This window comes from Novosphingobium resinovorum, from assembly GCF_001742225.1.
Taxonomy (GTDB): Bacteria; Pseudomonadota; Alphaproteobacteria; order Sphingomonadales; family Sphingomonadaceae; genus Novosphingobium; species Novosphingobium resinovorum_A.
Map to the genome: position 1 here is coordinate 3175001 of NZ_CP017075.1, position 12579 is coordinate 3187579.

General features: G+C 65.3%; 11 protein-coding genes. 4 read left to right on the forward strand and 7 right to left on the reverse strand.

All coding sequences use genetic code 11. The features are described from left to right. The first annotated feature begins 95 nt into the window (after positions 1-95). A complete protein-coding gene (locus tag BES08_RS14835; protein ID WP_051587067.1) occupies positions 96-1220 on the forward strand; it encodes a mechanosensitive ion channel family protein in 1125 nt (374 codons plus the stop codon). Positions 1221-1340: 120 nt separating this feature from the next. Here BES08_RS14835 and BES08_RS32940 read toward each other — a convergent pair whose 3' ends face one another. Further along, complete coding sequence (locus BES08_RS32940; RefSeq protein WP_156799876.1) at positions 1341-1568, reverse strand: hypothetical protein; 228 nt, start codon at positions 1566-1568, stop codon at positions 1341-1343. 397 nt (positions 1569-1965) lie between these two features. Here BES08_RS32940 and BES08_RS14845 point away from each other — a divergent pair, with 397 nt between their 5' ends. After that, on the forward strand, positions 1966-3042 hold the full coding sequence (locus BES08_RS14845) for a type I restriction endonuclease (RefSeq protein ID WP_069708774.1): 1077 nt from the start codon (positions 1966-1968) through the stop codon (positions 3040-3042). Between the two features lie 263 nt (positions 3043-3305). Here BES08_RS14845 and BES08_RS14850 read toward each other — a convergent pair whose 3' ends face one another. From BES08_RS14850 to BES08_RS14870, 5 genes are all read right to left on the reverse strand, one after another. Then, complete coding sequence (locus tag BES08_RS14850) at positions 3306-5615, reverse strand: CDC48 family AAA ATPase (RefSeq protein WP_069708775.1); 2310 nt, start codon at positions 5613-5615, stop codon at positions 3306-3308. Positions 5616-6168: 553 nt separating this feature from the next. After that, positions 6169-6942: a universal stress protein gene (locus tag BES08_RS14855; RefSeq protein ID WP_069708776.1), complete on the reverse strand. Its 774-nt coding sequence runs from the start codon at positions 6940-6942 to the stop codon at positions 6169-6171. A gap of 173 nt (positions 6943-7115) precedes the next feature. Then, entirely contained in the window at positions 7116-7883 is a 768-nt protein-coding gene (locus tag BES08_RS14860) for a nucleotidyltransferase family protein (RefSeq protein WP_069708777.1), read from the reverse strand. Beyond that, positions 7880-8785: a hypothetical protein gene (locus BES08_RS14865; RefSeq protein ID WP_069708778.1), complete on the reverse strand. Its 906-nt coding sequence runs from the start codon at positions 8783-8785 to the stop codon at positions 7880-7882. Before BES08_RS14865 ends, BES08_RS14860 begins: the two co-directional genes overlap by 4 nt. Positions 8786-8851: 66 nt before the next feature. Continuing rightward, entirely contained in the window at positions 8852-9895 is a 1044-nt protein-coding gene (locus BES08_RS14870) for a diacylglycerol kinase family protein (protein WP_008829712.1), read from the reverse strand. A 162-nt stretch (positions 9896-10057) separates the two neighbouring features. Here BES08_RS14870 and BES08_RS14875 point away from each other — a divergent pair, with 162 nt between their 5' ends. Next, positions 10058-11191 carry a CDP-alcohol phosphatidyltransferase family protein gene (locus BES08_RS14875; protein ID WP_069708779.1) on the forward strand — a complete coding sequence of 378 codons (1134 nt, stop codon included), beginning with the start codon at positions 10058-10060 and terminating at the stop codon, positions 11189-11191. Between the two features lie 5 nt (positions 11192-11196). Continuing rightward, positions 11197-11628, forward strand: coding sequence for an HIT family protein (locus BES08_RS14880; RefSeq protein ID WP_008829714.1), 432 nt, complete (start codon positions 11197-11199; stop codon positions 11626-11628). Between the two features lie 121 nt (positions 11629-11749). Here the strand turns inward: BES08_RS14880 and BES08_RS14885 are convergent, their stop codons facing one another. Further along, positions 11750-12505 (reverse strand): phosphocholine cytidylyltransferase family protein, encoded by a 756-nt coding sequence (locus tag BES08_RS14885; protein ID WP_036528447.1) that lies wholly within the window; start codon positions 12503-12505, stop codon positions 11750-11752. Positions 12506-12579: the final 74 nt, after the last annotated feature.

A 12579-nucleotide genomic window follows, 5' to 3' on the forward strand; every position in this document is an offset into this window, starting at 1 on the left:
CTCTCCCCTCCCGATTGCGGGAGGGGCTGGGGGTGGGCCGGGCAAAAACCACGACTACCCGCGAAACTGCTGCACTGCAGCATCGTTTGCTCCCCATGATCGACTTTATCGAGAGCCACATCGCGGGCCTTCCGAGCTGGGCCGAGAGGCCGGTGGTCGCCATCGTCGCCGCGCTGATCGGGGTGGTGCTGGCGCTGGCGATCCACACGATACTCTTCCGCGTCCTCGTCCGGGTGGCGCGGGGAAGCACCAGCGATGCCGACGACCTCGTCGTCAACCGCCTCGAACGCCCGACCCGCTGGGCCTTTCTCTCGATCGGCATGGTCATGGCTGCGCGCGAGGCTCCGGCACTCGACGCCGTATGGGACCGGCTGGCCCCGTTCGTCATGCCGCTCCTCACCGGCTGGGTGGCCATCGCGATCTTCCGCGCCTTCATCGAGGCGATGATCCTGCGCGCCGACATCACCGTCGAGAACAACCGCAACGCCCGCCGCCGCCGCACGCGCCTTGGCATTATGAGCCGCCTCGGCACCTTCCTGATCGTGTTCCTGACGATCTCGGGCATGCTGGCCTCGATCCCCGGGGTGAAGGAGATCGGCGTTACCCTGATGGCCTCGGCCGGCCTTGCCGCGCTGGCCGTCGGCGCCGCCGCGCAGCCCGCGCTCAAGGCGCTGATCGCGGGCATCCAGATGGCGATGACCGAGCCGATCTCGATCGACGACGTCATCATCCTCGACGGCGAATGGGGCCGCATCGAGGATATCCGCACCACTTACGTGGTCGTGCGCCTGTGGGACGACCGCCGCCTCGTCGTCCCCTCCAACCGCTTCCTCGAGGACACCTTCCAGAACTGGACCAAGACCACCTCGCAGCTGCTGGGCACCGTGTTCCTATACCTTGATCACGGCACCGACATCGGCCCGATCCGCGAGGAATATACCCGCCAGATCAAGGCCCACCGCCTGTTCGACCAGCGTGCCCAGATCCTTCAGGTCACTGACTGCCGCGACCAGACCCTCGAAGTGCGCCTCCTCATGAGCGCCCGCGACGGACCGACCCTGTTCGACCTGCGCTGCGAAATCCGCGAGAGCATGATGGACTGGATTCGCCGCGAAATGCCCGAAGCGCTCGCCCGTCGCCGCCAGTTGCAGGTCGCGCCGATGGAGCTTGCGGCCGCCCCTTCGATGGTGGAGGCGATGGGGAAGGGAGCCTTGAATTAAGAGGAAGGTGCGAGGGCCATCGCCCTCGCGCTCCCGTTATTGTCGTCGTCGTGCCCTGCGCTCGGGGGTGTGCAAGGTGACGCAGGTTTACACGGTTTACACGGTCCAGAGGGAAAAGTGTCACCTTGGGGCCGTTTTGGGGCCGAAAGTGTCACCTTGCAGGGCAAATGTGTCACCTTGCGCGCCCGATGTGTCACCTTGTGGTGTAACCTTGTGTGTAAAGGTGTCACCTTGTGCGGCTTGACGCTCCTGCCGGAAGAGGGCGCCCCAGGCCAGCCCCTCGTCCCAGACCTCGGCGAACTGCGGCCCGAGCCGCGCGCGCAGGCGATAGGCCGACTGGCGAGACATCCCCACCTCCCGCGCCGCCGCCGCAACCCCTCCCGTCCGAGCCAGCGCCGCGACGAAGGCATGAACCCTCGCTCTGGTCCAACGATAGTCGGCGTTGCTCCGACGGGGCGATCTGGGTGCGTGAGGCTGGGTCATGCCGGGGAGGGTATGACGGGGCGGGGGATGTAGGAAAGTGGGGTGCCGTGATGCTGGCATGAGGGAATGAGAAAATAGAAAACAAAGTAAATGCGAGGGCCATCGCCCTCGCGCTCCCGGTAATGTCGACCTCACGTCCCGAAGCATGCAATGATTAAAATTCTGTAATCTATAAAAGGTCCTTAGCTCATAAGTAGTTTTGCTGGACTCACGTCGTTACAGGAGTTTAATCTTTCATTTATCAAGGCGTTGAGGGGGCTTTATGGATTTGGGCACGCGCATTCTCGAACTGCAAAAGCGAACCATTGAGCATCGCGAGGTCCTGTTGACCGAGGAAGCGGCGAAAACGGCTCTGGTGATGCCCTTTTTGCAGTCGCTGGGTTACGACGTTTTTAATCCGAGCGAGGTGGTTCCTGAATTCACTGCAGACGTAGGAACCAAGAAGGGCGAAAAAGTCGATTATGCAATCTGCCACGATGGTCGTGTAACTATTCTGGTGGAATGCAAACCATCCTCGATTGAATTAAATATCAATCACGCAGCACAGTTGTTCAGATATTTCAGCGTCACCGATGCACGCCTTGCTGTTTTGACAAACGGCGTGAACTACCAGTTTTATTCTGATGTTGAAAAACCGAATAAAATGGATGATCGTCCATTCTTTACGTTCAGCATGGACGCGATCAAACCAACTGACATAAAGACGTTGGAGAAATTTTCGAAATCAAGTTTTGACATTGAAAAGATTGTTCAGGAGGCAGGAAACCTCAAGGTTCAATCGCTTCTTCGTAAGGAACTTGAAAAGGAATTCGCTGAGCCATCAGAAGAATTTGTGCGGTTGATGGCAAGTCGGGTCCATGACGGCCGCTTGACGCCTGCCATCAAGGAAAATTTCGGACGTATGCTCGGAGCTACGATCAATTTGATAATCCGTGATCTGGTTACGGATCGTTTGTCCAACGCTCTCAATGCTTCTGCCCCCGTGATTGCTGAAGACGTTGACGGTGGCGCGGCGAATGATGTTATCGAAGAGGGTGTGGTTACCACGCAGGAAGAGATTTCCGGCTTCCACATCGTACAAGCTATCGCCTCGCGCCTCGTAGACCCCAAGCGGGTCAATATCCGTGATGCGAAATCCTATTGTGCCATCTTGCTTGACGATAATAATCGAAAGACCGTTGCGCGGATGCATTTCAACGGCATTTCAACGAAGTATCTTGGTACTTTTTCCGGCAAGGAAGAGCAGAGAAACCTGATTTCCGAACTCACGCAAATCTACCAGTTCGCGCCTCAAATCGAGGCTCGACTTCGTGAATTGGATGATAGCATCCCTGCGTAACGGAGCGATACGGCGCTTACGTCGCCAATTCCCGGGAGCGCGAGGGCGATGGCCCTCGCATTTTCTCTTCTCCCTTCTTCCCTGCCTGAAACGACAAAAGCCCGGCCGCAACGGACCGGGTTTTTGCTTTGGCGGAAGGTTCGCATCGCGAGCGTGGGTTCAAGCCGCTCTGGATTGCTTCGCTACGCTCGCAATGACGAAGGGTGGGGAGAAAGAGCGCCGAGGGCGGTGACGCGGGAAATCTCGCGCCCCACCCCCGACCCTCAGTGCTTCCGTTCGCGTGTGCTTTCCACCATGCCCGGGGCGATGAAGCCGATCGGCGTCACTTCCATGGCGCGCTTTTTCAGTTCGCCTTTCATGCGCTGGTATTCGTCTTCCATGGCTTCGGTCACGGTGGCGCGGCTGTCTTCGAGGGCTTCCTCGAAGTCCTGCATCGTTACTTCTTCCACGCTCGCGCCGCGTTTGCGGATGGCGATGAGGCCGGCGCGGCGGACGACGTCCTCCAGATCCGCGCCGGTGAAGCGTTCGGTGCGGTCGGCGATCTCGCCCAGGCGTACGTCCTGCGCCAGCGGCATCTTGCCGGTGTGGATGCCGAGGATGTGTTCGCGGCCCGGGGCGTCGGGGGTGCCGACGTAGACCAGTTCGTCGAAGCGGCCGGGGCGCAGGAGGGCGGGGTCGACCAGTGCCGGGCGGTTCGTGGCGCCGACGAGGACGACCGACTGCAGTTCCTCCATCCCGTCCATCTCGGCGAGGATGGTGTTGACCACGCGGGCGGTGACTTGCGGTTCGCTGCCGCCGCCGCCCATGCCGCGGGCGGGGACGAGGCTGTCGATCTCGTCGATGAAGATCACGCAGGGAGCCACCTGACGGGCGCGGGCGAACAGCTTGGCGATCTGCTGTTCGCTTTCGCCGTACCACTTGCTGAGCAGGTCGGAGGACTTGATCGAGATGAAGTTCGCCTCGGCCTCTTTCGCCACGGCCTTGGCCAGCAGGGTCTTGCCGGTGCCGGGCGGGCCGTAGAGGAGGAAGCCCTTGGCCGGGCGGATGCCCAGCTTGTGGAACGCCTCCGGGTTCTTCAGTGGCAGTTCGATGCCTTCCTTCAGCTTGATCTGCGCCTCGTCCAGGCCGCCGATGTCGGCCCAGCCGATGTTCGGCACCTGCACCATGACCTCGCGCATGGCGGAGGGCTGGACGCGCTTGAGGGCGGCGAGGAAGTCCTCGCGGTAGACCTGCAGGTTGTCGAGCACTTCGGCGGGGATGGTGCGCGCCTCGAGGTCGAGCTTGGGCATGATGCGGCGCACCGCCTCGATCGCGGCCTCGCGGGCGAGGGCGGCAAGGTCGGCGCCGACGAAGCCGTGGGTGGTGCGGGCCAGCTCGTTCAGGTCCACGCGCTCGCTCAGCGGCATGCCGCGCGTGTGGATGCCGAGGATCTCGCGGCGGCCCTTCTCGTCGGGCACGCCGATGACGATCTCGCGGTCGAAGCGGCCGGGGCGGCGCAGGGCCTCGTCGATGGCGTCGGGGCGGTTGGTGGCGGCGATGACGACCACGTGGGCGCGGCTGTTGAGGCCGTCCATCAGCGTGAGCAGCTGGGCGACGAGGCGCTTTTCCGCTTCGCCGTGGACCTGGTCGCGCTTGGGGGCGATCGAGTCGATCTCGTCGATGAAGACGATCGCGGGGGCGGACTTGGTCGCCTCCTCGAAGATCTCGCGCAAGTGCTTCTCGCTCTCGCCATAGCCGGATCCCATGATCTCGGGGCCGTTGATCGAGAAGAAGCTGGCCTCGCTCTCGTTGGCGACGGCCTGTGCCAGGCGCGTCTTGCCGGTCCCCGGCGGGCCGTGGAGCAGGACGCCCTTGGGCGGGGCGACGCCGAGGCGGGTGAACAGTTCGGGGTAGCGCAGCGGCAGTTCGACCATTTCGCGCAGCTGGCGGATGGTGTCGCTCATGCCGCCGACGTCGTCGTAGTTGACGTCGCCGCGCGCGTCGTGGGCTTCCTCGAAGACCTCGCGCAGTTCGACTTCGGTGTTCTCGTCGATGTGGACGATGCCGCGCGGGGTGGTGGAGACGACGTTGAGGCGGATCTGGGTCAGCGCATAGGCGGGCGCGTTGAACATGCGGCGCAGCTGGGGCGGGATGTCCGCGACCTGCTGCTGGCCGGTGGTGGCGACGAGGTCTCCCTGCACCATGGGGCGCTGGAAGAAGTTGCGCTTGAGCGCGGCCGAGGGGCCCTGCAGGCGCATGTCCTTCTGCGCCGGCGCGAAGACGACGCGCTGGGCAGGGCGCGATTCGGCCTTGCGGATGGTGACGTGGTCGCCGGAGCCGACTTCGGCATTGCCGCGCTGGAGGCCGTCGAGGCGGATGACGCTGAGGCCCTCGTCCTCGTCGTAGGCGAGTACGGCGCGGGCCACGGTCACGGCCTTGCCGGTGATTTCGAGCACGTCGCCTTCCATGGCGCCGATCTCGCCCAATGCGGCGCGAGACAGGCGGGCGATGCCCTGGCCGCTCTCTTCCTGACGAGCGGCGGCGACCTGCAGCTTTATGGTGCGGTCTTCGGTCTTGGTTTCGGTATCCGCCATGTGCGGGGTGTTCCTTCCTCGATCCCGTGCCGGTCATCGTGCTGATCGACCGGTCGGTGGAGGATAGCTGGGTATCGCCACCGGGGAATGCAAATCGAACCCGTACGATGCGCGCGTGTTCCCTTTCCGAGTGGCGGAATTCGCGCATTACCCGGACAAGAAAAAAGGCCCGGTCGTTTCCGACCAGGCCGTAGAAGTTTTGGGAGAGGATGCCTGAAAGGCACTGTCTGTATGCTGCCGAATCGGCTTTTGTGCAAGTGCGAAAAGGATAGGTCGTGTTGCGAAAATGTGAACCAAGGTTGCGAAATGCTGCACAAGGGGTACTTTCCTGAACGAAATGTCAGGGTTTCCGCCATGTATGATAATGAACCGACCTTCAGATTCACCTTTACGCTTAGGTGAGCGCGCAACGCTGGGGCGATGGGCTGCAATCCTTTGCCTGCTGCAACGCGTCAAGTGCTTGCCAAGGTCAGCATATCACTCGGAATCGCCATAAAACTGCGGCGCCGCACCCTTTCGGGGCGGCGCCGTACGGTATTATGTCGGACGCTGATCAGTGCGCGAGGAGCAGGGCGGGCGCGGTTGCCTCCTTGAGGAAGAACTCGGTCACGCCGCCGAACAGGAACTCGCGCACGCGATTCTTGCCGTAGGCGCCCATGACGAGGAGGTCCGCCCCTTGCGCAGCGGCGGCCAGCGTCTCCTGAGTCGAGTGGACGCGCTCATGCTCCTCCAGTTCGGCGTTGACGCCGTGGCGCGAGAGGTAGCGCAGGGCATCGGTGGCGGGGAAGCCGCCTTCCTTCTCGACCACGCAGATCAGCTTCACGCTGGAGCACTGCGCCAGCAGCGGCGCGGCGGCGCGCAGGGCAGCGGCGGCCTGTTCCCCGCCGTCCCAGCCGATGCAGGCAGTCCCGACCGGCACCTTGAGCGGGGTTTCCGCCAGCGCGAGCACCGGCGCGCGGGCACGCAGGGCAAGGTCTCCGGCAAGCCCACCCGAGCGCGAGACGACGATGAGGTCGGCGAGGCGCGCGGCATAGGCGAAGGCGGTGACGGGGTCGTCCTCGCAGCGGATCACCTCGAAGGGCACGCCCGTTCCCGCAAGGTGGGTCTCGGCGGCGGCGGCGACTTCGTCGTCGGCCTCCAGCGCCTTGTCGAGCGCTTCGGAGATCACGTAGCTGCCGCCCATCGGGTCCATCGCGATGTAGCGCGAGACGGGGGTGTCGACGAGCACGGTAACGTGGCCGTTCTCGCGTCGGGCGATGTCCACGGCGGTCTGGAGGCGGGCATCGCTGCCCGGCTTGCGGTCGGCGTTGACGAGTATCGAGCGCATGGTCGTTCTCCCTCTTAGGCATCCTCAGGCTAACCCGTGGCGGTGGGATTTCCATGACCGGGATCAAACATGGGGCGTAAGGGAAACGAATGGCCGCGCATCGAGTTGCGGGTCGGTGCTTCGGGCAATGGTTTGAAACGCTGTGCGCGCCTTTCAGCGCTGCGCCCGCCCCGTCAGTGCTTTAAATTGCTGCTTGCCCGCGCAGACAGGATCGCCCGCGCATCCGCGAGGTCCGAAGGTTTGTCCACGTCCACCGCCGCGAGCCCGTCGCGTGCGGCGACGAGGCTGGCGGTGACGCCGATCCTGCGGCCCAGCCGTCCGATCGCGTCGCTCAAGGTCAGGCGGCCGAGCGCATAGCCGATGAGCATGCCGATCCCCAGCCGGGCGGCGATGCGCCAGGGGCGCTTGCGGTCGGCCTCGACCATCTTCCAGGTGTCGATCGCAAGGCCCGCGCGAGGGCTCGCCAGCAGGAACAGGTTGCAGCCCGACCAGTGGCCGTCGGCGAAGCGCAGGTACGTGCGGCGGCTGCCGGGCATCGCCGCCTCGATCGCCTCGCGCCGGGCCAGGAGGATGGCGACGTCGCTGCCTTCCGGCGTGTCGGCGAGGAAATCGCGGACCCACTCGGGCTTCAGCAGCGCATGGTCGCTGGTGGTGACGAGCAGCGGCGCGCCGAGCGTGTCCAGCCCGATGGCAACGCTGGCGCTGGGACCGGTGCCTGTGGCGAGCACCTCGCAGCCGAGTTCCGCGGCGAGATCGCGCACGTGCGGATCGCTGGCGGAGACGGCGATCCGTGCGATCCCGGCCTCGCGCAGTGCGACGACGACGTGGGCGAGCATTGGCTTGCCCGCTATCTCGACCAGCGACTTGTGCGCGACGCCTTCGGCCTCGGCGACGGGGTCGGGCGCGCCGGGGCGCGATCCGGCGAGGATCAGGGCGTTCATGCGGTCTTCTCCCGCTTGCCGCGCCAGACCTGCCAGAGCACGCCGGGGGCGGCGAGGATCGGATGCCGCTCGCGCCAAGGGGTGATCTTCACGGGGACGCCAGTGTGGCGCTCGATCTTCCAGGCGGCGTAGCGGGCCGCGCCTTCGAAGGTGGTCGATGCCTTGAGGAGCCGCAAAACATTGTAGGGCTTGCCCAGCCGCCGGCGCCGCGCCCACCACGACAGGATGCGCGCCCGTTCGTTGGCGGGGAGGGTGGGGCGCAGGCGGCCGCCCTCCTGCGTGACGGCGATTCCGGCGGCGCCGAGCGCCAGCGGCAGCAGTCCGTCGAAATGGGCACGGTTGGCGGCGAGGATCGAGTCTTCCCGGCCCGCCTTCTCGACGCGGAATTCGGCGGCGTAAGTCGCGCGGAACAAGGCGCGCCAGTAGTCCTCGGGCGTTCCCGCGTCAGGCCCCAGCGCTACGGCGAGGCGCGCCGCCGTGCGGGCGGCGCCTGCGACGGCCTGCGCGATCGCGGCGCCGGCGGCCGCGTCGCGCTGCCAGGCGAGAGCGCTCGGCTGAACGAAGCGTGCCCAGATGGTGGTATCGATGCGCTCTCCGGCAGCGGCGGCGCGGAAGGTCTCCAGCGCCATCGTCGCGACCTTGGCGCGCAACGGAACACCGTCGTGCGTCCATTCGTGATAGCTCACGCGCGGCCAGATCCGCTCGACCTGAGCGCCCGGCAGCAGCACGTAGAAGTCCAGCACACCCTCCAGCGATCCGGTGCGCAGGTTCGATCCGTAAAACAGCACGCCCAGCGCATCCGCCGCCTGGGCCAGTTTCCCGGCGAAGGCGCGCACTTCGGGCACGACCTCGCGCGTCAGGGCGGAGGCGATGCGGTCATCGAGAGGGGAATGCGCGATCATTGCCGCGTCAATCGGACAGGCCAGCCGCAATTACAAGGCGCCAGTTGGAAACCCGGCGGTCCGGCGTCAGGGGACGACGAAATTGATCTGCGGCCCTTCCTCGAGCACGTAGCGACCGGCCGGGAAAGCCTCTCCGTCGAGGATGAAGGTGCCGCCGATGTCCATGTCGACCTCGCTGGCGCTCACGCGGTGAGCACCCTTGCGGGCGAACAGCTTGAGGTTGAAGCCGAACATCATCGCGGGCAGCAGCGCCACCAGCCAGCGGATCGGCCAGTCCATCACCGCCAGCTTGAGTCCCGGCGCCGGATTGCGCCCGAAGGGCTTTGCGCCGAGCGGAAACCGCTCGAAAGTGGTGGCGATGGTCAGGTAGCGCTCGTCCGCACTGCCCTTGCCCATGTAAGGCAGGTGCTGGCCGGTGCGGCGATCGACGATACGGGTCGGCGTACAGGCGCGCCAGGCGTTGCCGGCCCCGCCGAACAGGGTCTGCAGCACGCCCCAGAGAATGGTGAGGCCGACCGCGAAGCTGTTGAACAGACCGCGGCGGTGCGCCTCCTGCCCGGCCTCGGTCGCGAGCGAGAAAGCGCCGGTGCCCAGAATGAAGCCCTGCACGCAGCGCGCGGTGCCGTCCGCCGGGGAAATCCGCAGCGGGCTGCGCGAGATGGTCCGGCCGCGATGGGCGGAAGCCAGCGCTTCGGCCAGCGACCACTTGTTGGGCAGACCAAGATCGACCGCCAGCGCGTTCGTCTTGCCCTTGGGCAGTACGATGAACGTGGGCCAATCGTTCCCAAAGATGTCCGCGCCCGCCGAAAGCACGTCACGCACGGTGCCGTCGCCGCCGTCGACCACGAGATAGTCGATGCCGCGCCGGGCGAACTCGGCCAGCGTGTAGTGCAGTTCCTCACGCGTGGAGGGGGTCTGCGTCAGGATGTTGGAGCAATCCGCCATCTCGGGCTTGATGCCCATGTTGCGGTGGCTTCGCGGGTTGCGGACGATGCCGACCAGCGGGACCGCACGGCCGCGGCGCGCCGGACGAACCGTGCGCGCGCCGTCGCGGCGACCAAGCTCGCCGAAGATCGGCAGCGTCTCGAAGGTGTGAATACTTCCGTGCACGGCGTACCATGTAGTATCGCTAGCTCGGAAAATCACCCAGAAATATGCTCTGACACATTTGGGTTACAGTTTAATGGCGCTTGTTACCGTATCGACACGCTTGTGGCCGAACCAAGGCGCCTGAGATTGTCACCCGGTCCGCGAGGCACTACGTGGCGGTCCATGGTCCACAATACGCAAGTGCTGCCGGTCGTCACGATCGGTGAAAATCCCGTGAAGCTGTGGGGCCTGAGCCCTTCGGTGCGGGTCGGTCGGATCGCCCGCGCCGCCGGGCTCGAGCCCGTCGACGGCGTGCCCGAAGGCCCGGCGATACTTTCCAACGCAGCGTTTGCGTGGGACCCGGCGTGGTTCGGAAACATCACCGGACGGCAGGGCACGGTGCTGACTTTGGGCGGTGTTCCGGCACTTGCCCATGCTGCGGATGCACATCAGGCGGCGCGAGTCGCGGCTGCCATGGCGGCGGGCCTGCCGTTGGTCGATTCGACCGGGTTCGAGGTCGTCGCCTATGAAGACGGCCCGACCATCGAGAACAAGCAGCTTCGCAAGCGCGAGACGCCGTTCCTGATGGCGCTGACCCCCGCGACGCTGCGGCCGATCGAGCGCGCGAGCTACTTCGGCGCCTACAAGGGCGTGACCGACGTGCTGACCAAGTACCTCTGGCCGGAATGGGCGCTGGTGCTGACGCGGATCTGCGCGAAGCTGGGCGTGACGCCGAACATGGTCACGACCGTCGGCGCGGTGTTCTGCGTAATCGCCACCGTGCTCTTTGCTTACGGCCATTACTGGCTGGGCATGGCGCTGGGCCTCGTGTTCATGGTGCTCGACACCGTGGACGGCAAGCTGGCGCGCTGCACGATCACCTCCTCGGCCTGGGGCAACGTGTTCGACCACGGCATGGACCTTGTCCATCCGCCGTTCTGGTGGTGGTTCTGGGCGACGGGCCTCGCGTACTGGGGGATGTCCTACGATACCGCGACGTTCTGGTGGGTCCAGGCGGCCATCCAGGGCGGCTATGTGGTCCAGCGCCTGATCGAAGGGGCGTTCATCCGGTTTGCCGGAATGCACATCCACGTGTGGCGGCCGTTCGACAGCAAGTTCCGCCTGATCACCGCGCGGCGCAACCCGAACATGGTGATCCTGTTCGCGGCGATGGTGTTCTCGCGCCCCGACCTCGGCCTGATCGCGGTAGCCTGGTGGACGGCCCTGTCGTGCCTGATCCACGCCGTGCGGCTGGCGCAGGCATGGATCGTGCGGGCGCGCGGTGGCACGATCACCTCCTGGCTGGCGGAAGGCTGAAGATTATGAACGCTACAATCGAGAAGTTCGGCTGGCCCGCGACGCTGGTGGCGGAGTTCGACCACTGGGTCGTGCTCGCGCGGCCCGCGCAGCCGACGCTCGGCTCGCTGGTGTTGGCGGCGAAGAGCGATGTCACCGCCTTCGGCGACCTACCGGCCGAGGCGCATGCCGAATTGAAGCGCGCGACTGGCGCCATCGAGGCGGCGCTGGGCAAGGCGGTCGGCTATGCCAAGCTCAACTACCTGATGCTGATGATGGTGGACCCGCACGTCCACTTCCACGTCATCCCCCGCTACGAAGGCGCGCGCGAGTGGCAGGGGCGCGAGTTCGTCGACTGCGGCTGGCCCAAGGTGCCGGACCTTGGCCATGCGGTGGCGCTGGAGGGCGCGGATCTCGATGCGCTGGTGGCTTGGCTGAAGGGGTTTTTCGAGGGCTGATGCCCACCCTGTCCGGCTAGATCGCTTCGCCCCCAAGCCTCCCAGCCCTCCCGCACGCGGGAGGGCGAAACGATGGGCTCTCATTCCCCTCCCGCGTGCGGGAGGGGGCAGCGGTGGGCTCTCACCACGTATCGGTGAGCTTCGTCGCGATCTCGATGTCGTTGAGGAAGTCCACCTCGGCCCAGTCCAGCCCCTCGATCGAAACAGTGCCGACCTTGCCGGTGGGCGCGATCGAATCGATCACCTTCAGATACCAGTGCTGGACGCCCTCGGGCGTGCGCATGGCCTGGCGCACGGTCTCGCGGAACAGGTCCGCGCCTTCGCCCCGGAATGCGAGGAAGCCGATCGATTCGGAATTGGACTGCGCCGCCGTCAGCGTCTTGCCGATGTGGATCAGGCGGCCTTCGGGGCTGCGTTCCACCTTCATGTCGTCGCTGTCGTAGCCGTCCGCCTTGACGTCCACCGTCACGGTGATCGGCCAGGGCTTGCCGTCGGGACCGGCCGCGCCCTGCTGGACCGTGCGCACGATCTCCTCCGACACCAGCGTGTCGCCGTTGAGGATCAGGAAGTCACCGCGCATCGCCTCGCGCGCGATCCAGCACGAGCCGAGGTTGTCGGCCACCTTGAAGAAGGGATTGAATCGCACCGTGATTTCCACGCGCGGGTCACGGATGGAATTGAGGTGCTCCTCCAGCATGTCGGTCATGAAGCCGGTGACCACGTCGATCCGCTTGACCCCGCCGCGCGCCAGCATCTCGATCTGCCACTCGATCAGCGAGCGGCCGGAGAAGTCGATCAGGCACTTGGGACGCTCGGCCGTGAGGGGGAGCAGGCGTGAGCCCTGGCCGGCGCTGAGGAGGATGGCGTGTTCGATCATGTGTCATTCAGTCTGCTTGGGGGAAGGGGGCATCTAGCGACTGCACTGCGAAAGGGAAAGCTCTGGCGGGGCGA